The organism is Endobacter medicaginis, assembly GCF_014192375.1.
Lineage (GTDB): Bacteria > Pseudomonadota > Alphaproteobacteria > Acetobacterales > Acetobacteraceae > Endobacter > Endobacter medicaginis.
Genome location: NZ_JACHXV010000003.1, coordinates 268,941 through 289,447, shown reverse-complemented (window position 1 = coordinate 289,447; position 20,507 = coordinate 268,941). Strand labels below are relative to the sequence as shown.

Sequence of the window (20,507 nt, the reverse complement as noted above, 5' to 3'; positions counted from 1 at the left end):
GGGCGCGTGTCTATCGCCTGCACGCGCACGCGACAAGCGCGGGCCTGTCCTGATCCATCAGGGCGGGCAGCCGTCCAGCAGACGCCTCGGCTCCAGCGGGGTGTCGAAATAGGCCTGGGGAGTGCGGGGGGCGGCGCCCTGCGGCTCAAACTGGACCGACAGCAGCCTCGGCCCCTCCCGTTCGATCAGGTCGAGCACGATCCTGTTTGACAGTCGCTGCGCCATCACGTGCGAATCGGGCTCTCCGGCCGGCGGCTCGGGCGTGCCGTGCGAGGCCGACGGGAAGGCGAAGATGCTGTTCGATATGACGGACACCTCGAGAAACGGCACCTTCATCAGGTTTGCCGCCAGGTTCGAGTACCAGTCTCCGTCCTCGTCGATCTCGTGAAAGACGCGCATCGTCGCGTTCGTGTAGTCGGAGTTGTCCGACCAGATTTCGGAGGTTCCCTGGATGCCGTAATAAAACACCTGCGGATGCCTGTCGGCGCGCACCGGCGCCACGAACTCCGGCAGCCGCGTCCGCGACGCCACCCGCGAGGCCGAACACGCCAGCAGCGGCAGCAGCGCCGGGTCCGCGTCGAAGGCGCCCGTGTAGGATCGTCCCGAACTGGGGTCCTTGAACGTGCCGGCCTCCATTCGCCCGTCGGGGGCCAGGTAGTAATTGCCGTGATTGACGTTCCGGGCCCCCAGCACGATGTCGCCGGGCGCCATCTGCCCGGCGGGGAGGTGGCCACCCGACGTGCCCGGGTAGAGGAGAAGCCGGATGTTGAAATCGTGCATCATCGCGGTCGCCTCGATGGAACGAAGCACCTCGCCCGGCCCAGGCTGCACGATCAGCACCACCGCGATCCCGGAGATATCGCCGGTGCGAAAGTCGAACGCGCCGTCCGACACCGTCGCGGAACGCCGCAGCGCGTCGAACAGCAGGCCATAATCTGCGGGAAGCCGCGGCACCAGGATGCCGATCCGCGGCGTCGGATCATAGCGCGCCGCCGGCGCAGCACGCGCAGTACAGAGGCCGAGCACGAGGGCGAGACAGGCCAGCGAGACCGTTTTCATTCAGAAACGGTAACCGCCCTCACCCCGGATCGTCGAGCCCCAGCGCACGCAGATGCGCGCCCTTCTCGTCCCAGCCGGCGCGTTCCTTCACATTGAGGAACAGATGCACCGGCCGCTCCAGCAGGCCACCCAGCACCAGGCGCGCCTTCTGGCCGATGCTGCGGATGCGCGCCCCCCCCTCGCCGATCAGGATCGCCTTGTGGCTGGGGCGCGAGACATAGATCGTCGCGTCGATCCTTACCGAGCCGTCGGGACGCTCGGCGAAGCTCTCGGTCTCCACATGGGCGGCGTAGGGCACTTCCTCATGGGTCTGGAGGAAGATCTGCTCGCGCACGATCTCGGCAGCGAGCAGCCGGTCGGGCAGGTCGGTGAGATCGTCCTCGGGGTAGAGGTACGGGCCCGGCGGGATCGCGGCGGCGAGCGCGTCGAGCAGTTGCGGCAGACCGTCGCCGGTCCTGGCCGAGACCATGAACACCTCGGCGAAATCGGCCAGCGACGAGATCGTCTCGATCAGCGGCAGCAGCAGCGGGCCCGCCACCAGGTCGGTCTTGTTGAGCACCATCCAGCAGCGGCGTTTCGTCTGCGCCAGCGTGGCGACGATCTCGCGCACGCGGTCGTTCAGCCCCGCCTTGGCATCGACCAGCAGCACGGTGAGGTCGGAATCCTCCGCTCCCGTCCAGGCCGCCTGCACCATCGCGCGGTCCAGCCGGCGCTTGGGCGCGAAGATGCCGGGCGTGTCGACCATCAGGATCTGCGCGCGCTCCGTGTGATCGCCGATCGCCACGTCGTGCATCAGGATGCCCATCACCCGGAACCGCGTCGTCTGCGCCTTGGGGCTGACGATCGACAGCTTCGCCCCCGCGAGCGCGTTCATCAGCGTGGACTTGCCGGCATTCGGCGCGCCGAGCACGGCGACGAAGCCGCAGCGCGTGGGCAGGGAGGGCTCGTCGGTCATCGGGCTTCCAGCAGGGCGAGCAGGTTGGTTGCGGCCTGGGTCTCGGCGGCGCGCTTGGTGCGACCCTCGCCGGTCGCCTCCTTGCCGCCACCCCGGGCGGTGATCAGGAAATGCGGCGCGTGCGACGGCCCGTCGGCCGAGACCAGCGTATAGCTCGGCAGCTTCTGCCCCCGGCCGAGCAGGAACTCCTGCAGGCCGGTCTTGGGGTCCTTGGGCGGGCGCGCCTGCGCCTCCATCGCCCCCTCCCAGGCCCGCCGCACGAAGGCGCGCGCCGGATCGAGCCCGGCATCGAAGAACATCGCCCCCAGCAGCGCCTCCAGCGCATCGGCCAGCACGTTGTCGGTGCGATGCACGCCCGAGCGCGCCTCGGGCGCGGCGATCGCGATCAGCTCCGGCAGGCCGAGTGAGGTCGCGATCCCCGCCAGCACCGGGCGCGAGACGAGCTGCGCATGGCGCGGCCCCAGCTTGCCCTCCTGCTCGTCCGGATAGCGTTCCGCCAGCCATTCCGCGACCAGCAGCCCCAGCACCCGGTCGCCCACGAACTCCAGCCGCTCGTTCGACCCCGCGCCGCGCACCGGCCGCGGTGCACGGCCATGCGTGCGCCGCGGGGTAGCGACGGAGCGGTGCGTCAGCGCCTCCAGGGCGAGTTCCGGGCGGGCGAACTCATGCCCGAGCACCTCGCGCAATGTCGCGATGCGCTGCTCGGGCGATGGCAGGGGGGCGACGTCGGCCAATCGCGCGCTCAATGCACCATGTGCAGCAGACGCGACCAGCGCACCTCGACCGGCCAGTACCAGAACTCGTACCACGGATGCGCCGCATCCCAGGAGAAGAACAGGATCGTCGCCCGCCCGACCAGGTTCTGCATCGGCACATAGCCGAGATCTTCCGGCGCATCGCCCTGGAAACGCGAATCCGCGCTGTCGTCGCGGTCGTCGCCCATGGCGAAGAAATAGCCCTGCGGCACGGTATAGACCGGCGTGTTGTTGGCATCGCCCAGATCGGTCAGCTTGAGGATCCGGTGCGTCACCGTATGGTCCGGTGCGCCCGCGCGCGGGCTCGGCAGCGTCTCGTCGTACAGCTTGCCCGGGAGCTGGTTGCGGTTCTCGTCGATGCCGGTGTAGTCGCCGATCGGCTTGCGCGGCACCAGCTTGCCGTTGAGATAGAGCTCGCCCTCGCGCACCTGAATGGTGTCGCCCGGCAGGCCGACGATGCGCTTGATGTAGTCGATCGAAGTGTCCTTGGTAAAACGGAACACCGCGACATCGCCGCGATGCGGCGCAGAGAAGAAGATGCGCCCGTCGAACAGGTCCGGCGAGAACGGCAGCGAGAAGCGCGAATAGCCGTAGGCGAACTTGTTGACAAACAGGTAATCCCCCACCTGGAGCGTCGGCACCATCGAGGCGGACGGGATATTGTACGGCTCGAACAGGAAGGTCCGGATGCCGAGAAAGCACAGCACGTAGATCAGCAGCACGCGCAGCGATTCAGACCAGCTCTCCTTGCGCTTGCCGGCGGCGGGAGCGTCGGCAGGACTGCCTGTCGGGGTCGCGGGATTGGCCACTGTCATCTCTTTCGCGTCATCTCGCCGGTCGGGAAGCGGATGAAGCCGATCGCGCACCGCACTGTCAATGAAATGGGGACGTCTCCGCACATGCTCGCCGCCACGGCACTGATCTTCATCGCTCTCGGTCTGGGCTTCGGCGCCTGGGCCGGCTCTGTGCCTCTGGTCAAGACGGCGTTCGGGCTCGATGCGCTGCATCTGGGCGGGGTTCTGCTGGCGGTGGCCACCGGCTCGATCGTGTCGATGAGCCGGATGGGCCGCGTGGTCGCCCACCATGGCGCGTGCGCTTGCGCGATCGCCGCCGGAGCCGGCTTCGCGCTCGCCTTCCTGCCGCTGCTGCTGGCATCGGGATGGCGTTTCGGCGCCTTCCTCGCCTGCGCCGCCCTGCTCGGCGCGGCGATGGGCGCGATGGATGTGGCGATGAACGCGATGGCGAGCGGGATCGAGCGCAGCACCGGACGATCGGTGATGTCGCGCCTGCATGCCGGCTTCAGCCTCGGTGGTTTCGGCGGCGCGCTGGTCGCAAGCACGCTGCTCGCCCGCGGTGTCCATCTCGCCGGGCTGTATGCGGCGGCGGCCGTCCTGGTCGCCCTGCCGATGACCCTCGCCGCCTGGCGCGCCCGGCGCGCCGATGCGCCAAACCCCGCCCCCACGCCCGCCGCCTCGACACCGCCCCCCGACCGGGTCGCGCTGCCCGGCGCCGCGCTGGGCGTGGTCGGCGCGCTGACCGCGCTGGCGATGATCTGCGAGGGTGCGGTCGGCGACTGGGGCGGGATCTTCACCACCGAGGCGCTCGGCGCGCCACCGGATGACGGCCCGCTCGGCTACGCGGCCTTCAGCGCCACGATGGTGGCGATGCGCCTCGCCGGCGACCGCGTGCGCGAACGCTTCGGCGCCACACCGCTGATGGCCGGCGGCGCGCTGGTCGCCATGGTCGGCCTGCTCGCCGTCGCCGCCGCCCCGACGCCGGTCTGGGCGCTGGCCGGCTTCGCGCTCACCGGCATCGGCCTCGCCACCCTGGTGCCGCTCGCCTACAGCCTCGCCGGCCAGCTCGGCGAACGTGCCGCGGGCGAGGCCGGAGCCGCCCGCGCGCTGGCGCGCGCCGCAAGCTGGGGCTATGGCGGCTTCCTGCTCGGACCGCCGCTGGTCTCGGCCGTGATCGCCGCCACATCGCTGCGCGGCGGTTTCGCATCGCTCGCGGCCACCGCGCTGGCCATGGCCGGGCTGGTGGCCTGGCTCGCCGCCGGCCGCAGCCGCTCGGCGAGATAGCGCGCCGGCGACAGCCCGGTCGCGCGGGTGAACATGGTGGTGAAGGCCGCCGGGCCGCCATAGCCGAGATCGAACGCGATCGACGTGACACTCTCGCCCTCTGCGAGGCGCTCGATCGCCACCAGCACCCGAAGCCGCGCCCGCCAGCGCCCGAAGCTCAGCCCGGTCTGATCGACGAACAGCCTGTTCAGCGTGCGCGCCGAGGTCCCCGCCATCGCCGCCAGCGCGGCCAGCCCCACCTCCCGGCCCGGCTCCGCGACCAGCAGCGCCGTGGCCCGCACCAGGCGCGGGTCGCTGCCATGACGGATCGCCGCATGCAGGTCCGGCGTCTGCCGCGACAGCAGATGCCCCAGCAGCTGCAGGCTCAGCCGCCGCGTCGCCGCATCCGCCTCGAGCCCGGCGCAGGCCAGTTCGCGGATCAGCGCCGTCGTGTCGATGCAACAGCAGCCGACGGCGCTCAGCTCGGCGATGTCGTCGAGCTCCAGCACCACGATCTCGCTCGTCTCGCTGTAGCGCGCCTCGTGCGCAAGCCCCGGAGGCACCCAGATCGCCCGGTCGCGCGCCGCCAGCCACCAGCCCTGCCCGTCCGAGATACGCGAGATGCCGGACAGCACCAGCGTGAGTTGCGCGCGGTCATGGGCATGACGATCGATCCGCACTCCGGCCGGATGGAGGCGACGGCCGACCGGATTGGGGACGGGGCGAGGTTTGGCCATTTCGCGAAAGAGTTTGACCGAACCTCGCAAGCACGGCCAGAGCGAGCGCCCTACCTTGCCGGCACCATAGCTGGAAAGGACCGCCCGATGTCGTCCACCCTCCATGTCGCCGGTATCGCCGGCAGCCTGCGCCAGGGCTCGCACTCGCGCGCCGTGCTCGCAGCGATCCGACAGATGCTTCCCGCCGGCGCCCGCTTCACCGAGATCGATCCCGGCGCGCTTCCGCACTACGATGTCGATCTCGACACCGCGGCTCCGCCCGAGCCCGTCGCCACCGCGCGCGGCATCGTCGCCGATGCCGACCTGCTGCTGCTGGTGGTGCCCGAATACAATCACGGCATTCCGGGCGTGCTGAAGAACACGCTCGACTGGCTGTCGCGCCCCGCCTTCCGTTCCTGCGCGATCGGCCGCACGGTGATGTTCGTCACCCTCTCCGAGGGTGCGCTCGGCGGCGTGCGCGCGCAGTACCAGCTCCGCGAGACGCTGTCGTCGATGCTGTGCGTGCTGCCGCCGATGCGCGAGATCGCCATCACCGGGGTGCAGCACAAGCTCGACGGCACGCGCATCACCGACGCCGCCACCCACGACCTCATCGCCACCACCCTGACCGGGGTGCTGGCCGGCCTGGCCCCGGGTGCCGCCCGTGCGGCCTGAGCGCGGCTTCCTCGTCCTGAGCGCCGCACTCTGCGCGCTGGCACCGCTGTCGATCGATCTCGGCCTGCCGGCGCTCGGCCCGCTGACCCGCGCGCTGGGCGTCGCCCCCGCGCGTGGCGGACTGACGCTGGCGGTGTTCATGGCCGGTTTCGCGCTCACGCCGCTGGTGTTCGGCACGCTGTCCGACCGGCGCGGGCGGCGCGGCCCGCTGCTGGCCGGGCTGGTGCTCTACAGCCTCGGCGGCCTGGTCTGCACGCTGGCCGGCTCGTTCGACGCCCTGCTGGTCGGCCGCCTGCTTCAGGGCATGGGCGCGGGCGCGGGTCCCACGCTGGCGATGGCCGCGACCCGCGACCGTCTGCATGACGCCGCCCTCAAGCGGCGACTGTCGGCGCTCACCGCCTGCCTCAACCTCGCCCCCGTCATCGCCCCCAGTCTCGGCACCGCCCTGCTGGCCCTCGGCGGCTGGCGTGCCCCCTATGCGACGCTGGCCGCGGCCGGGCTGCTGCTGCTCGCCGCCTGCATGGCGGGATTCGCCGAGACCCACCGGGTGGCGGACCGCCCGCATCTGCGCACGGATCTCGCCGAACTCATCCGCGCGCCGCGCTCGCTGGCGATGATCGGCGTCTATGCCGCCAGTGCCGCCTCGATGTTCGCCTGGGTCACGCTGTCGCCGCTGGTGCTGATGGAGCGCCTGCATGTCGCGCCGCCGCTCTATGCCGCGCTGTTCGCCCTCGCCGCCTGCGGCATCGTCACCGGCGCGGTGCTGTCGCCGCGCCTGGCCGCCCGGATCGGCACACACCGCCTGCTGGCCGCCGCCCTCGCCCTGTCGATCGCCGCACCGCTGCTCGCCGCCGCCCTGCTCGTCCTCGCCCCCGACTGGCGCACGCTGATGCCGACGATGATCGCCGCCACCTTCGCCTACGGGCTGATCGCACCCACCGCGGCCCATGCCGCGCTCGATCCGCTGCCACGCATCGCCGGCACGGCGTCCGCGGTGATGAACGCCGCCCAGGTCGCCACCATGGCGGCCGCCAGCGCGCTCGCCTCGTGGGCGTTCACCCTGGCCGACCTGTTCGCCCTGCCGGTCGCGATGATTGTGTTCGCGCTGCTGTCGGCGGCGATCGTGCTGTTTCAGCCGGCCGGTGGACGCGCCGACTGAGTCGCCGGGTGGAACAGCAGCTCGTCCATGCGCCAGTACTGACTGGCATAGCGCGGATCGCCGGCCCATTCACCCCAGCCCGAGTCGCGTCGCAACTCGCCCACCCGCCCTTCCGCGACCGCAAGACGGGCGGCGTCGGGATCGCGTCGGTCCCGGTCCGGACCGACATAGAGCGCGTCCTCGGGGCAGTACAGCTCGCACAGCAGGCAGGTCTGGCACGCCTCCGGCCGTGCGATCACCGGGCGGCCCGCCTCATCTGCGTCGAACACCGCCGTCGGGCAGGCGTCGACGCAGATGAGGCAGCCCGTGCAGCGTTCCGCCAGAACCAGCTCGATCATGCCACCGCCTCCAGGTCGCGAGCGCGCCCGGCATCGGGCGTCGAGCCGTCGAATGCGGAGCCGATCGACCGCGTTCCCCAGACCAGCAGCCGTCGCGCCTGTGCCGGATCAGTCGCGGGCGCGTCGGCCCGTCTGTGCATGCCGCGCGTCTCGGTTCGCGCCAGTGCGGCATGGGTCGCCCAGCGCGCCGTGGCCAGCAGCGACCGCGCCTCCCGCGCAGCGATCCGGGCATGCGGATCGGGTCCGGACGGTGGCGCCAGCCCCTCCTGCGCCGACTCGAACCCGTCGCGTGCCGCAAGCAGACTCGCCTTGCTGCGGATCAGGTTCAGCCCGGTCGGCAACATGTGATGCTGCACCAGACGCACCACCTCCGCGGCACTCGCCCCGTCCCTGACCGGCGCGGTCTCGCAGGCCGCCGGGCGCACCGGGTCGCGCGTCCGCCGACCCGTGCGCCGGGCACGATCGGCCGCGCCGGCGCCGGCACGAAGGCCTGAGGTGACGGCCCAGGCCGAGTTCTGCGCCCCGCCGCCGCTGGTCGCGCCGGCAATCAGCTCGCGCGTCGCCGCGTCGCCGGCCGCATACAGCCCGACGACATCGGTGCGGCAGGCGGCATCGGCGATACGCAGGCCGCCGGTGCCGCGAATGGTGCCCTCGCCGAACAGCGCGACCTCGAAGCGGTCGTTGAACGGGTCGATGCCGCGCCGGCGAAACGGCAGCAGCGAGGCCGGCTGCACCTGCGGCACGGCCGCGCGCACCTCCGGTGGCATGCGGTCGAGCTGTGCCAGCACCGGCCCGCGGGCGAGTTCGGCGGCCAGCGCGCCGATGAAATCGCCGCCCGAGAGCATCGGCGGCAGGTTCAGTTCGCGGCCGTGCGCATCGAAATAGCGGGCGAACGCGAACAGCAGCACACGGGTCGAGTGCCAGGCCGGCGACACCGAATAGGAGACCGAGAACTCCATCCCCGACAGCCGCGCCCCCGCCTCCGCGGCCATCAGATACCCGTCGCCGGTATTGGTGGCGCTGCCGATCAGTCCGGACAGCCAGGCACAGCCGCCGGTGGCGAGCACAACGGCGCCGCTGCGCGCCCGCCAGTCACGCCCCGAGACCCGCCCGGGGCGGCTGATGCGCTGGACCCCCTGCGCGCCCGCCACCGAGCCGTCGCGATGCAGCAGCAGACCGAGTGCGGGGCTGTGGTCAAGGATGCGCACGCCGAGCCCTTCGGCCATGCGGCGCAGGGCGCGGATGTATTCGGGCCCGCGCAGGCTGCGCAGTGCCGCGCGGCCCGGCTGCTCGTCGCCGAACGGGTAGAATCCGACCAGTTCGGGCAGGGCGCGCCAGGTGGTGTCGAGACTCGCCGCCATCCAGCCGCGATCGGCGAGGCCGAAACTGCGCGCGTGCCGACGCTCGACCGCCTCCTCGCGCGCGGCGGGGTCCGGCGGCACCCACCAATGGCCCGGTCCGCCAGCCGCGGTCACGCCGCTGGTGCCGGCGAAACCCTTGTCCACCAGTACGGTGGCCGCCCCTGACCGCGCCGACGCCACCGCCGCCCACAGCGCGGCCATGCCGCCGCCGACGACCACAACGTCGGTCTCGATATCGAGGATGTCTGCCATGCCCGGCACGGTATCGGGCGGTTCACGACACGACCAATGAGGATTGATCGGATGTCGGTTGAGCGTTCAGGCGGCGATCGGCAACGCCGAGATCATCACCTGCGCGAACGCGTAGGGCGGCTCGTCGGTGATGGTCAGCAGGATCTGCGGCCGTGTGCCCGGCGGCAGCAGTTCTGCCAGCCGTACCGCGGCACCATCGGTGAGTTCCATGGTCGGCTGCCCCGATGGCAGGTTGCGCACGCCCATCGAGGAATGGAACACACCGCGCGCGAAACCGGTGCCGAGCGCCTTCGCGCACGCCTCCTTCGCCGCCCAGCGCTTGGCGAAGGTGGCTGCGCGCAGCGCTTCGGTGCGCGCCATCGCGCGGCGCTGCTCGGCTTCGGTGAAGGATCGGGTGATGAAGCGCTCGCCGAAGCGGTCCAGCGCGGACTGGATGCGGCGGATGTCACACAGGTCGGAGCCGATGCCGATCAGCATGGCGGAGTCTGCACGCCAGGCACACGGCTCCAACGGACAAAGGTTTTTTGGTTCTTTTCTTTAAGAAAGAACACTCTGTTCACGCCTTCGCCCGCTCCACCTGCGTCACCCCGGCGGCGCCGCGCAGGCCGGCGATCACCGTCGACAGATGCCGCAGGTCGCGCACCTCGACATCGATCAGGATCTCCATGAAATCCGCCTGCCGATTGGTGATCTTGAGGTTCACCACCGAGCCGTCATGCTTCGATACCGCATTGGTCAGCGTGGCCAGCATGCCGGGCTCGTTGGCGCCGATCACGCTGATGCGCCCCACATGAGGTTCGGCGCTGCGCTCTCGCACGGCATCGTAGTCCCAGTCGATATCCATGAACCGCTCTGGCGTGTCGGCGAAGCTCGCCAGCGTTGCACACTCGCGCGTATGCACGGTGACGCCCTTGCCGGTGGCGACGATGCCGACGATCTTGTCGCCGGGCAGCGGATGACAGCAGCCGGCGAAATGCACCGCGACCCCGGCACCGAGCCCGGTAAGTGCGAGCCCGTTGCCCGCGCCCGGCAGTTTCGGCCGCATCCGGCTCGGGAACGACGGCACCATGCGCGGTGCGCGGGCCGAACGCTTCAGTTCCGGATAGGCGGCGTGCACCACATCCTTCGCGCCGACATGGCCGGCGCCGACCGCCACATAGAGATCGGCGAGCGAGGCCGCCTTGAACGCACCGAGAACCGTCTCCAGCACTTTCTCCGAGCCGTCGACCCCATCCTGGCGGAAGGCGCGGGTCAGTGCGACGCGGCCGGCATCGAGATGCGTCTCGCGCTGGGCCTGGGCGATATAGCGGCGGATGCGGGCGCGCGCCTTGCCGGTGACGACGAAGCGTTCCCAGGCCGGCGAGGGCGAGCCGCCGCGGGCGGTCATGATCTCGACCTGGTCGCCGTTCTGCAGTTCGTGGCGCAGCGGCATCAGCCGGCCGTTCACCTTTGCACCCACGCAGGTATCGCCGACCTGGGAATGCACCGCATAGGCGAAGTCGACCGGGGTGGCGCCGCGCGGAAGCTGGATGAGCTGCCCCTTCGGGGTGAAGCAGAACACCTGGTCCTGGTACAGCTCGAGCTTGGTGTTCTCGAGGAATTCGTCGGGGGCCGCGGAATTCTCGAGAATTTCGAGCAGGTCCTGCACCCAGCGCAGCTTGCGCAGCTGCGGCACCGGCATCGCGCCGGCCTCCTTCGATTTCGGCTGCGCTTCCGGCTGCTTGTAGAGCCAGTGGCTGGCGACGCCGTTCTCGGCGACGTCGTGCATCTCGGGGGTGCGGATCTGCACCTCGATCTTCTGGTTGCGCGGCGAGCGCAGCGTCACCCCGGTATGCAGGCTCTGGTAGCCGTTCGGCTTGGGGGTGGAGATGTAGTCCTTGAAGCGACCGGCGATCACCGGATAGGCGCCGTGCAGCGCGCCGAGTGCCACGTAACAGCTCTCGCGCGAGGGCACGAGAACGCGGAACGCCATGATGTCGGAGAGCTGCTCGAAGGCGACGTTGTGCCGCTGCATCTTTTCCCAGATCGAATAGGGCGTCTTCTCGCGCCCGGTCACGTCGATGACCTGTGCGCCGGCCTCGTTGCAGACACGGGCGATCTCGGCCCGCATCTCATCGATGATGTCGGCCCCCTGCCCGCGCAGATAGTTCAGCCGCGCGCGGATGGTGGCGTTGGCCTCGGGCTCGAGCTCGGCGAAGGACAGGTTCTGCAGCTCGGTCTTGACCCGATCCATGCCGATGCGCTCGGCCAGCGGCGCATAGATGTCCATCGTCTCGCGGGCGATGCGCTGGCGGCGGTCGAGACGCTCGACGTAATGCAGCGTGCGCATGTTGTGCAGCCGGTCGGCGAGCTTGACCATCAGCACGCGGATGTCGCGGCTCATGGCGAGGACAAGCTTGCGGAAATTCTCCGCCTGCTTGGTGCGGTCGGATTGCAGCTCGAGACGGGTGAGCTTGGTCACGCCGTCCACCAGCCCGGCGACGGTGGGTCCGAAGCGGGATTCGAGCTCGGCCAAGGTGAGGCCGGTATCCTCGATCGTGTCGTGCAGCAGCCCGGTGACGATGGAGGCGGTATCCAGCTTCATCTGCGCGAGGATGGTCGCGACGGCGAGCGGATGGGTGATGTAGGGATCGCCATTGTCACGCAACTGCCCGGCATGGGCGCGGCGTGCGGCTTCGAAGGCCGCTTCGATGGTGGCGATATCGGCGCCGGGATCGTAGGCCCGGACGCGACGGATCAGATTGTGCGCCGAGACCCCAGCCTCGGCCTGCGCCTCGCTCTGGCCGGTCTTGCCGACCTTGGCCGGGGCGCCGACATATCGCGGGGGCGGGGCGGTCTCCACCCCGTCGGGCTGCATCATGCCGCGACCCGCGAGCGGGCCGGGGCGAGCGGGAGTGACGTGGTTCCCGTCTCCCGCCATCCGGTCAGCCCTGCCCGGTCAACGGCGGCCGCGACCGCCCAGCTCGGCCTCGATCGCAGCCTCGAATTCCTCGGGCGTCATGTCGGCGGCGAGATTGGCAGCCTCTTCGTCGGCGGACACGTCCTGGAGGCCGAAGATGTTCTGGTCGGTCGGGATCAGGTCCAGAACCTCCTCGTCGGCCGGCTCGGGTTCGGGCGCACGCGCCAGAGACTTGACCAGATCGCCGTGCAGCGACGCCAGCGAGACGGTCTCGTCGGCGATCTCGCGCAGGGCGACGACCGGGTTCTTGTCGTTGTCGCGGTCGATGGTGAGTTCCTCGCCGCGGCTGAGATTGCGCGCCCGCTGGGCGGCCAGCAGCACGAGTTCAAAGCGGTTCGGGACTTTCTCGACGCAGTCCTCGACGGTGACGCGCGCCATGCGGCCAGCCTCCGGTCAATCAATGAGTGAATTGCACTGTATAAGGCCGGCGATTGTGCAGCGCAACCTTACAGACGCCGCGGCACACCCCCCTTCAGTGCTGCGAGCAGGTCGGCCGCGGTCCGGCCCAGGCGCGGATGGCGCCAGTGCGGTGCGATCTCGGCCAGCGGCGCCAGCACGAAACCACGCAGATGCGCGCGCGGATGCGGCAGCACGGGGTCGGGCACATCGCGGACGACATCGTCAATCGCGACGATGTCGAGATCGAGCGTGCGGGCGGCGTTGGGCACGCTGCGCACGCGGCCGAACGCCGTCTCGATCCGCTGCAGGGCGGCGAGCAGGCCGGCCGGATCGACCGCGTCGAACCCGGTCGGCACGAACGCGACGACACCGTTGACATAGTCCGGCTGGCCGGAGGGCGGCTCGGCCGCGCTGGCATACCAGCTCGATGCGGCCACGCGCCGCAGCCCGGGCACAAGGTCGAGGGCAGCGACGGCGTCGATGCAGGTCTGGAGCGCGTCACGTCCATCCGGATGAGGCAGATTCGCCCCGAGAGCGATAAAAATCATCTTTGTCTAATGCTATGAAACACGTCGCAATTGGTTTACGAGACGATCCCGGTTATTTTAGCGAGATCACGAGGAGTTGAGCATGGAAATCCGTCCGGACGAGCGCACCTGCCTGTTCATCGACGGCGCCAATCTCTATGCCGCCTCGCGCAGCCTCGGGTTCGACGTGGATTATCGCAACCTGCTGAGGTTCTTCCGCGGCAAGTCGCGGCTGGTGCGGGCCTATTATTATGCCGCCCTGCTGGAGAGCGAGGAATATTCCCCCCTGCGGCCATTGACCGACTGGCTGGCCTATAACGGCTACACGCTGGTCACCAAGGCGGCGCGCGAGTTCACCGACGCGCAGGGCCGGCGCCGGGTCAGGGGCAACATGGAAATCGAGATCGCCGTCGACATGATCGAGATGGCGAGCCGGCTCGACCACCTGATCCTGTTCAGCGGCGACGCCGACTTCCGCCGCGTGGTGGAGGCGGTGCAGCGGCAGGGTGTGCGGGTGAGCGTGGTGTCCTCCGTGCGCAGTTCACCGCCGATGATCGGCGACGAACTGCGCCGGCAGGCGGATCAGTTCGTCGAACTCGCCGAGATTGCCGGCGAGTTCACCCGCCGGCAGACCGAACCCCGGCAGCGCAGCTACAGCCGGGCGAACACCACCGAAACCAACGAGAACGAGACCACCGACCTGCTCTAGCAGGCTGCTGAAAAACTGGCGGCTGAGGATGAGCGAGCGAATTTGTGTGCGGGAAAGGCCAGACCGCTGCCACGATGTTATGACATCGTGGCAAGGACTGAACGAATCCTGCGTGCAAAGGCGCCGCTCAGCCGACCCGTCCAGGTCTTCAGCAGCCTGCCAGGACGGAAGCTGACATGAAAAACCCGGCCGGAACCGGGTTTTCGGGAGAAAGGCGAACCGTCTGGCCGCCCGTCAGCCGCGGCGGTGGGTGCCGTGGGCGCGCTTGGTGTTGACCACGTGCTTCGCACTGACGAAATGCACCATCGAGCTGTCGCGGGCCGCGCTGCGGGCATGGTGCGTGCCATGCGACACCTTGCCATGCGAATGGCGAGTGGCGCGGTAGCTGACCTGCCGGACGACGGGCGCGTGATAGGCCGGCGCCGCGGTCAGCGAGTCGAAATTCAGCTTCGCGGCCTCGTCCTCGGTAACCACATGCTGGGCGAGGGCGGGATGCGCGGCCAGCGCGGGCGCGGCGAGCATGGCGCTGAGGCAGAGACGGCGCAGCGTGGCGGAGAATGCGGTCACGTGAACTCCCGGGTGATCACGGCTGGATGATAAGCCGAATCAGTAAACGATCCGTGAACCCGGCGACAAGCAGACAATTGCGCCCTTCCGGGGAGTTGGAGGACGATCCTCAACTCCCCTCTCGCTTTGCCTCTCAGGCGTGGCCGGTTTTCAACACTCCGGCCTCGCCCAGCAGGGTCTCGAGCTCGCCGGAAGCGAACATCTCGGAAACGATGTCGCAGCCGCCGACGAACTCGCCGTTGACGTAGAGCTGCGGGATGGTCGGCCAGTTGGTGAAGGCCTTGATGCCCTCGCGCAGCTCCGCGCTCTCCAGGACGTTGGCGGTGCCGAACGGCACGTCGAGGTGCTGGAGGATCTGCACCACCCGCGCCGAGAAACCGCATTGCGGGAACAGCGCATTGCCTTTCATGAACAGCATCACCGGGTTGGCGGCAATCTCGCCCTTGATGCGGTCGAAAACGGTGGCCTGTGTGTCGCTCATCGTCGCGCCCTTTCGGCTGCGGGGAAGTTCAGGGGGTCGAGGTCCGGACGGCGAGGGCATGCAGCACCCCGCCCATCTGGCCGCCGAGGGCATCATAGACCATGCGATGCTGCTGGATGCGCGAGCGTCCGGCGAACGCGGCACTCACCACCTGACAGGCATAGTGGTCGCCGTCGCCGGCCAGATCCTCGATCGTCACCACCGCATCCGGCAGCGCCTGGCGGATCAGGGCCTCGATCTCGTTGGCCGGCATCGGCATCGTCGCATGGTCTCCTCAGGCGTCCATCAGCGCGGGAAAGAAACGGTCATGGGCCGCGCGCAGACGTGCAAGCGATATCGTGACGCCCTCGGGCAATGTCAAACCGTCCGAACCATCGGCATGACCGATGATGCGCGCCGGAACGCCGGCCGACGCCGCGGCGGCGAGCAGGGCATCGGGTTCGGCGGTGCCGAGCAGATACCGCGCCTGGTCCTCGCCGAACCACCAGCCATAGGGCGGCAGGCCCGAGGGCGGGGTGTCGAGCGCCACGCCGGTGCGCCCGGCCATCGCCATCTCGGCGATCGCCACCAGCAGCCCGCCATCGGCGAGATCGTGGCTGGCGGCGATCCGCCCGGCGGCGATCTGGTCGCGCACGAACGCGCCGTGCCGGCGCTCCGCCGCCAGATCGAGCGGCGGTGGCGCACCCTCCTCCTGCCCCAGCACCTCACGCAGCCACAGCGACTGCCCGAGCGCACCCGCCGTCTCGCCGATCAGCACCAGCGAAAGCCCCGGCGCGAGCGACAGGCCGACGGCACGGTTGGCATCCTCCAGCACGCCGAGCCCGCCGATCGCCGGGGTGGGCAGGATGGCGGTGGTGGTGCCGTCGGGGTTCTTGGTCTCGTTGTAGAGCGACACGTTGCCGCTCACGACCGGGAAATCCAGTGCGCGGCAGGCCACGCCCATGCCCTCGATCGCATCCGCGAACTGCCGCATGATCTCCGGACGCTCGGGGTTGCCGAAATTGAGGTTGTCGGTCACCGCCAGCGGCGTCGCCCCCACCGCGCAGAGATTGCGATAGGCTTCCGCCACCGCCTGAGCGCCACCGGTGCGCGCGCAGGCCTGCACGTAACGCGGCGTGCAGTCGGTGGTCAGGGCCAGGGCCAGCGTCGAGTCGAAGCCGGCATCGTCCTCGCTGACCACGACCACCGCGGCATCGGCCGCACCGGGTCGGCGCACCGTGCGGCCGCCGACGGTGCTGTCATACTGGTTCCACACCCAGGCGCGCGAGGCGATGTCGGGGCTCCCGATCAGACGCAGCAGCGCCGCCTCGGTGCCGATCGGATCGTGCACGCGGCCCAGCGGTTCGGGCACCACGCGATCACCCAGCGGACGGCGATACAGCGGCGCCTGCTCGGCCAGCGGATCGAGCGGAATATCGGCCTCCACCACGCCGCGATGCTTCACCACGATATGGCCGGTCTCGGTGATGTGGCCGATGACGGCGAAATCGAGTTCCCACTTGTCGAAGATCGCGCGGGCGACATCCTCGCGGTCGGGACGGATGACGATCAGCATCCGCTCCTGGCTCTCCGACAGCATCATCTCGTAGGCGGTCATGCCACGCTCGCGCTGCGGCACATGGTCGAGATCGAGCTCGATGCCGACCCCGCCCTTTCCCGCCATCTCCACCGAGGACGAGGTCAGCCCCGCCGCTCCCATGTCCTGGATGGCGACGATCGCGTCGGTCGCCATCAGCTCCAGGCAGGCCTCGATCAGCAGCTTCTCGACGAACGGGTCGCCGACCTGCACGGTCGGGCGCTTGGCCTCGGCGTCCGCCCCGAACTCGGCCGAGGCCATGGTGGCGCCATGGATGCCGTCGCGCCCGGTCCTGGAGCCGACATAGACCACCGGATTGCCGATCCCGGCGGCGGCCGAGAGAAAGATGCGGTCGGTGCGCGCGATGCCCACCGTCATCGCATTGACCAGCGGATTGCCGTCGAAGCTGGGATGGAAATTGATCTCGCCGCCCACCGTCGGCACGCCGACGCAGTTGCCGTAGCCGCCGATGCCGCGCACCACCCCATCCACGATCCGGCGGGTGACGGGGTTTTCCGGACTGCCGAAGCGCAGCGCGTTGAGGTTGGCGACGGGGCGCGCGCCCATGGTGAACACGTCGCGCAGGATGCCGCCGACCCCGGTCGCCGCCCCCTGATAAGGCTCGATGAAGCTGGGGTGGTTGTGGCTCTCCATCTTGAAGATCGCCGCGAGGCCCCGGCCGATATCGACCACGCCGGCATTCTCGCCCGGCCCGTGGATCACCCACGGTGCGGTGGTCGGCAGCGTCTTGAGCCACACGCGCGACGATTTGTAGGAGCAGTGCTCCGACCACATCACCGAGAAGATGCCCAGCTCGGTCAGGCTCGGCGTGCGGCCCATGATGGCCAGCACGCGCTCGTATTCCTCGTTCGACAGGCCGAACTCGCGGGCAAGGGCCGCATCCACGGTCCGGGCAGTCATGAAACGAGGCTCTCCAGCAGGCTCTTGAACAGGGGCAGCCCATCGGTGCCGCCCATCAGCGGGTCGACCAGATCCTCCGGATGCGGCATCAGCCCGAGGATGCGCCGCGACCGGTCGAACACCCCGGCGATGGAGCGTGCACTGCCGTTCGGGCTGGTCTCGGGCGACACGCGCCCCTCGGCATCGCAGTAGCGAAACGCCACCTGGCCCTCATCCTCGATGCGGTCGAGCGTGTCGGCATCGGCAATGTAGTTGCCGTCGCCATGCGCGAGCGGAACGCGAAAGATGTCCCCCTGCCGCCAGGCGGAGGTGAAGATGGTGTCCGCGCGCTCGACGCGCAGATGCCAGTCCTGCGAGAGGAAGCGCAGGCCCGCATTGCGCAGCAGCGCGCCGGGCAGCAACTGTGCCTCGGTCAGGATCTGAAAGCCGTTGCACACGCCCAGCACGGCGCCGCCTGTGGCGGCATGCGCCCGGACCGCGCTCATCACCGGCGAATGCGCCGCCATCGCCCCGCAGCGCAGGTAGTCGCCATGACTGAATCCACCCGGCAGCACCACGAGATCCAGCTTCGGCAGTTTGGTGTCGCGATGCCACAGCATCATCGGACGAATCCCGGTCACCCGATGCAGCGCGATCGCCATGTCACGCTCGCGATTGGTGCCCGGAAAGACGACGATGCCCGCACGCATGTCCGAAATAACCCTCAGCCCTTGCAGGGATAGGCGGCCTTGAGCGCCTCGTAGACCTGACGCGCCGCCCGCTCGCCGGAGAGATCCTTGTGGCCTTCCAGCCAGTCGGCGGCGGTCTGGCGGAGCTGCCCGCCGGTGATCGCGTCGGGGATGCAGACCGGCGGCGCCTTGTCGGGGCTGGACGCCTTCTCATAGCCGATCATGTCGGCGATGCCGCTGACATAGGCCTCGCACATCTTCTGCCCGGGCAGGGCATGCGAGCTGCACATCGCCAGCAGGTTGCGCCCGTTGACCGGCGATATCCGCTGCGCGAGGGCCGGAGTGGCACAGAGGCTGGCGGCGGCCAGCAGCACGGCGAGGCGACGCATCAGACGATCTCCACCTTGAAACTCTCGATGACCTGGTTGGCCAGCAGCTTGCGGGCCATCTCGTCGACCCGTGCGGCGGCAGCTTCACGGTCGCGGGCGTCGATATCGAGCTCGATCACCCTCCCCGCCCGGACCTCCTGCACCTCGCCGAAGCCCTGCACATGCAGCGCATGGCCGATCGCCTTGCCCTGCGGATCGAGCACGCCATCCTTGAGCATCACGGTCACGATGGCCTTCACTGCCCAACCCTCACTGCCCAACCCTCACTGCATCGTCTCCGGACCCTTCATGTCGTTGTTTCCGGCTTCGGGAAGGATACCGAGCCGCTTGGCGACTTCCTGATACGCTTCCTCGACCCGGCCGAGATCGCGACGGAAGCGGTCCTTGTCGAGCTTCTCGGACGTCTTGGCGTCCCAGAGCCGGCAATTGTCGGGGCTGATCTCGTCGGCGAGCACGATGCGCATGTCATCGTTCTCCCAGAGCCGGCCGAACTCCAGCTTGAAGTCCACCAGCGTGATGCCCACGCCCAGGAACAGCCCGGAGAGGAAATCGTTCACCCGCAGCGTCAGCGAGACGATGTCGTCCATATCCGCCGTGCCGGCCCAGCCGAACGCGGTGATGTGCTCCTCGGCGACCATCGGGTCGTTGAGCGAGTCGTTCTTGTAGTAATATTCGATGATGCTGCGCGGCAGCCGCGTGCCTTCCGGAATCCCCAGCCGGGTCGCCAGCGAGCCGGCCGAGACGTTGCGCACCACCACCTCGAGCGGGATGATCTCGACCTCGCGGATCAGCTGCTCGCGCATGTTGAGCCGGCGGACGAAATGCGTCGGGATACCGATCTCGTGCAGCCGCAGCATCAGGTGCTCGCTGATGCGGTTGTTGAGCACGCCCTTGCCAGTAATGACGCCCTTCTTGGCACCATTGCCGGCGGTGGCATCGTCCTTGAAATATTGCACGAGCGTGCCGGGCTCAGGACCCTCGAACAGGATCTTGGCTTTGCCCTCGTAGAGCTGTCGGCGGCGGGCCATCGTGTTCCTTCTTGCTCAGCGCACCGATGCGTGCGCGGCTGGGCGTCCCGACCGGCTTCGCGGCCGGACCGACGCGGTGCGATATAGCAGCGCGGGGCCGATTGGCCAACCGGACCACAGTGTCGTCAGAACCTCAGCCGGCGTACTGTCCGGCCGATGGCGCACCCGACGCGATCGCCACAGCAGGCTCGAATTCGACCTCGCGGAAGCCGACCCTGTCAGGCGCCCCGCCAGAGAACAGCCAGCGCGCCAGACGGTCGGTCTCCGCCGGCACGGCGATGATCGACGAGTTGGTGGTGCCGAAGCCCGAGCGCGGCGGGATGTTGAGCTCGCTGCCCGCCGGCAGGCTGCGATCGGCCAGCAGCGCCGACCAGCCCGACCAGCCGATCTGCGGATCGGGCGGCTCGATGGCGCGGAAGCGCGGCAGATGGCGCGCGATCCGCGGCGTGGTGATCTCGTCCGGCTCGCCGGAGGCGATCATGTGCACGCCCGGCTCCAGACGCATGATCTGCGGCTGCCCGTAGCCGAGACCGCGCAGGAAGAATGCCTCCTCGCGATCGGCCACTACCATGTTGAAGCTGCGGAACGTGCCGGCGTCGAGCTCCGAGATCGCCCGCGCCGCATCGGCCGCATGCGCGAACTGCGCGGCCAGCAGCGGCAGGTCGCCGCGCGAACGCTTGCCGGGGGCCGGACCCAGGCTGCCGGAGCGGTTCATCACCGCGCCGACCACCCCGGCCTCGTTCACCGTCAGCCAGGACCCGCCGACCAGATCGTCGCGCGGTCCGAACGCATCCGGCTGCACCGGCCAGTGGCGACCGGGCGGTGTCCAGGGACGATCAAGGCGCTCATCACGGTTGGCGGCGACATGCAGGGGCCAGGCCGCACCGGGGCGAAGGGAGACGATGACAGTGCACACTCGACCCTCATGACATCGATGTGAAATCTTCGCCAGTCGA

General features: G+C 69.4%; 23 protein-coding genes and 1 pseudogene. 4 read left to right on the top strand and 20 right to left on the bottom strand.

Annotated elements, in window-relative coordinates; genetic code table 11:
- Positions 1–57: 57 nt before the first annotated feature.
- The 4 genes from FHR90_RS05265 to lepB are packed head-to-tail and all read right to left on the bottom strand — an operon-like array spanning position 58 to position 3,584.
- Positions 58–1,059, bottom strand: a complete 1,002-nt coding sequence (locus FHR90_RS05265) for a phosphorylase family protein (RefSeq protein WP_176624239.1) — start codon at positions 1,057–1,059, stop codon at positions 58–60.
- A 19-nt stretch (positions 1,060–1,078) separates the two neighbouring features.
- Positions 1,079–2,014 (bottom strand): GTPase Era, encoded by a 936-nt coding sequence (gene era, locus FHR90_RS05260; RefSeq protein ID WP_176624241.1) that lies wholly within the window; start codon positions 2,012–2,014, stop codon positions 1,079–1,081.
- Positions 2,011–2,748 carry a ribonuclease III gene (gene rnc, locus FHR90_RS05255; RefSeq protein WP_246330040.1) on the bottom strand — a complete coding sequence of 246 codons (738 nt, stop codon included), beginning with the start codon at positions 2,746–2,748 and terminating at the stop codon, positions 2,011–2,013. Before rnc ends, era begins: the two co-directional genes overlap by 4 nt.
- An 8-nt stretch (positions 2,749–2,756) precedes the next feature.
- Complete coding sequence (lepB, locus tag FHR90_RS05250; RefSeq protein ID WP_176624243.1) at positions 2,757–3,584, bottom strand: signal peptidase I; 828 nt, start codon at positions 3,582–3,584, stop codon at positions 2,757–2,759.
- Between the two features lie 33 nt (positions 3,585–3,617).
- Here lepB and FHR90_RS17365 point away from each other — a divergent pair.
- Positions 3,618–4,640 (top strand): annotated as a pseudogene (locus tag FHR90_RS17365) (MFS transporter); the annotation flags it as partial.
- Between the two features lie 53 nt (positions 4,641–4,693).
- Here the strand turns inward: FHR90_RS17365 and FHR90_RS05245 are convergent.
- A complete protein-coding gene (locus tag FHR90_RS05245; RefSeq protein ID WP_183274880.1) occupies positions 4,694–5,563 on the bottom strand; it encodes an AraC family transcriptional regulator in 870 nt (289 codons plus the stop codon).
- 87 nt (positions 5,564–5,650) lie between these two features.
- On the opposite strand from FHR90_RS05245, the gene FHR90_RS05240 reads away from it, so the two are divergent.
- Positions 5,651–6,217: an NADPH-dependent FMN reductase gene (locus tag FHR90_RS05240; RefSeq protein ID WP_176626838.1), complete on the top strand. Its 567-nt coding sequence runs from the start codon at positions 5,651–5,653 to the stop codon at positions 6,215–6,217.
- Complete coding sequence (locus FHR90_RS05235; protein WP_183274879.1) at positions 6,207–7,376, top strand: Bcr/CflA family efflux MFS transporter; 1,170 nt, start codon at positions 6,207–6,209, stop codon at positions 7,374–7,376. Before FHR90_RS05240 ends, FHR90_RS05235 begins: the two co-directional genes overlap by 11 nt.
- Here the strand turns inward: FHR90_RS05235 and FHR90_RS05230 are convergent.
- The 6 genes from FHR90_RS05230 to folK all read right to left on the bottom strand — a co-directional run bounded on the left by FHR90_RS05230 (position 7,349) and on the right by folK (position 13,233).
- Positions 7,349–7,714: a 4Fe-4S dicluster domain-containing protein gene (locus FHR90_RS05230; RefSeq protein WP_176627010.1), complete on the bottom strand. Its 366-nt coding sequence runs from the start codon at positions 7,712–7,714 to the stop codon at positions 7,349–7,351. The two genes, FHR90_RS05235 and FHR90_RS05230, sit on opposite strands and share 28 nt — an antisense overlap.
- Positions 7,711–9,327 carry an FAD-dependent oxidoreductase gene (locus tag FHR90_RS05225; protein ID WP_183274878.1) on the bottom strand — a complete coding sequence of 539 codons (1,617 nt, stop codon included), beginning with the start codon at positions 9,325–9,327 and terminating at the stop codon, positions 7,711–7,713. The genes FHR90_RS05230 and FHR90_RS05225 overlap by 4 nt, the downstream gene beginning before the upstream one ends.
- Positions 9,328–9,393: 66 nt before the next feature.
- Positions 9,394–9,804 carry a holo-ACP synthase gene (gene acpS / locus FHR90_RS05220; RefSeq protein WP_176623908.1) on the bottom strand — a complete coding sequence of 137 codons (411 nt, stop codon included), beginning with the start codon at positions 9,802–9,804 and terminating at the stop codon, positions 9,394–9,396.
- A 79-nt stretch (positions 9,805–9,883) separates the two neighbouring features.
- Positions 9,884–12,187: a RelA/SpoT family protein gene (locus FHR90_RS05215; RefSeq protein WP_394367839.1), complete on the bottom strand. Its 2,304-nt coding sequence runs from the start codon at positions 12,185–12,187 to the stop codon at positions 9,884–9,886.
- Positions 12,188–12,265: 78 nt separating this feature from the next.
- Complete coding sequence (gene rpoZ, locus FHR90_RS05210; RefSeq protein ID WP_176623910.1) at positions 12,266–12,664, bottom strand: DNA-directed RNA polymerase subunit omega; 399 nt, start codon at positions 12,662–12,664, stop codon at positions 12,266–12,268.
- Between the two features lie 68 nt (positions 12,665–12,732).
- Entirely contained in the window at positions 12,733–13,233 is a 501-nt protein-coding gene (gene folK / locus FHR90_RS05205; RefSeq protein WP_176623912.1) for a 2-amino-4-hydroxy-6-hydroxymethyldihydropteridine diphosphokinase, read from the bottom strand.
- An 82-nt stretch (positions 13,234–13,315) separates the two neighbouring features.
- Between folK and FHR90_RS05200 the strand changes: the two genes are divergently transcribed.
- A complete protein-coding gene (locus FHR90_RS05200; RefSeq protein ID WP_176623914.1) occupies positions 13,316–13,921 on the top strand; it encodes a LabA-like NYN domain-containing protein in 606 nt (201 codons plus the stop codon).
- 234 nt (positions 13,922–14,155) lie between these two features.
- Here the strand turns inward: FHR90_RS05200 and FHR90_RS05195 are convergent, their stop codons facing one another.
- The 9 genes from FHR90_RS05195 to FHR90_RS05155 form a co-directional block, all read right to left on the bottom strand.
- Positions 14,156–14,488, bottom strand: a complete 333-nt coding sequence (locus FHR90_RS05195; protein ID WP_176623916.1) for a hypothetical protein — start codon at positions 14,486–14,488, stop codon at positions 14,156–14,158.
- A 133-nt stretch (positions 14,489–14,621) separates the two neighbouring features.
- Entirely contained in the window at positions 14,622–14,969 is a 348-nt protein-coding gene (gene grxD, locus FHR90_RS05190) for a Grx4 family monothiol glutaredoxin (protein ID WP_176623918.1), read from the bottom strand.
- A 28-nt stretch (positions 14,970–14,997) separates the two neighbouring features.
- Positions 14,998–15,228, bottom strand: coding sequence for a BolA family protein (locus tag FHR90_RS05185; protein WP_176623920.1), 231 nt, complete (start codon positions 15,226–15,228; stop codon positions 14,998–15,000).
- A gap of 15 nt (positions 15,229–15,243) precedes the next feature.
- Complete coding sequence (gene purL, locus FHR90_RS05180) at positions 15,244–17,466, bottom strand: phosphoribosylformylglycinamidine synthase subunit PurL (RefSeq protein ID WP_183274877.1); 2,223 nt, start codon at positions 17,464–17,466, stop codon at positions 15,244–15,246.
- A complete protein-coding gene (purQ, locus tag FHR90_RS05175) occupies positions 17,463–18,155 on the bottom strand; it encodes a phosphoribosylformylglycinamidine synthase subunit PurQ (protein ID WP_176624676.1) in 693 nt (230 codons plus the stop codon). The genes purL and purQ overlap by 4 nt, the downstream gene beginning before the upstream one ends.
- A gap of 14 nt (positions 18,156–18,169) precedes the next feature.
- Complete coding sequence (locus FHR90_RS05170) at positions 18,170–18,523, bottom strand: Rap1a/Tai family immunity protein (protein ID WP_176624674.1); 354 nt, start codon at positions 18,521–18,523, stop codon at positions 18,170–18,172.
- Entirely contained in the window at positions 18,523–18,762 is a 240-nt protein-coding gene (gene purS, locus FHR90_RS05165; RefSeq protein WP_176624672.1) for a phosphoribosylformylglycinamidine synthase subunit PurS, read from the bottom strand. Before purS ends, FHR90_RS05170 begins: the two co-directional genes overlap by 1 nt.
- Positions 18,763–18,786: 24 nt before the next feature.
- A complete protein-coding gene (purC, locus tag FHR90_RS05160; protein ID WP_176624670.1) occupies positions 18,787–19,551 on the bottom strand; it encodes a phosphoribosylaminoimidazolesuccinocarboxamide synthase in 765 nt (254 codons plus the stop codon).
- A gap of 133 nt (positions 19,552–19,684) precedes the next feature.
- Entirely contained in the window at positions 19,685–20,467 is a 783-nt protein-coding gene (locus FHR90_RS05155) for an NRDE family protein (RefSeq protein ID WP_183274876.1), read from the bottom strand.
- Positions 20,468–20,507 lie beyond the last annotated feature (40 nt).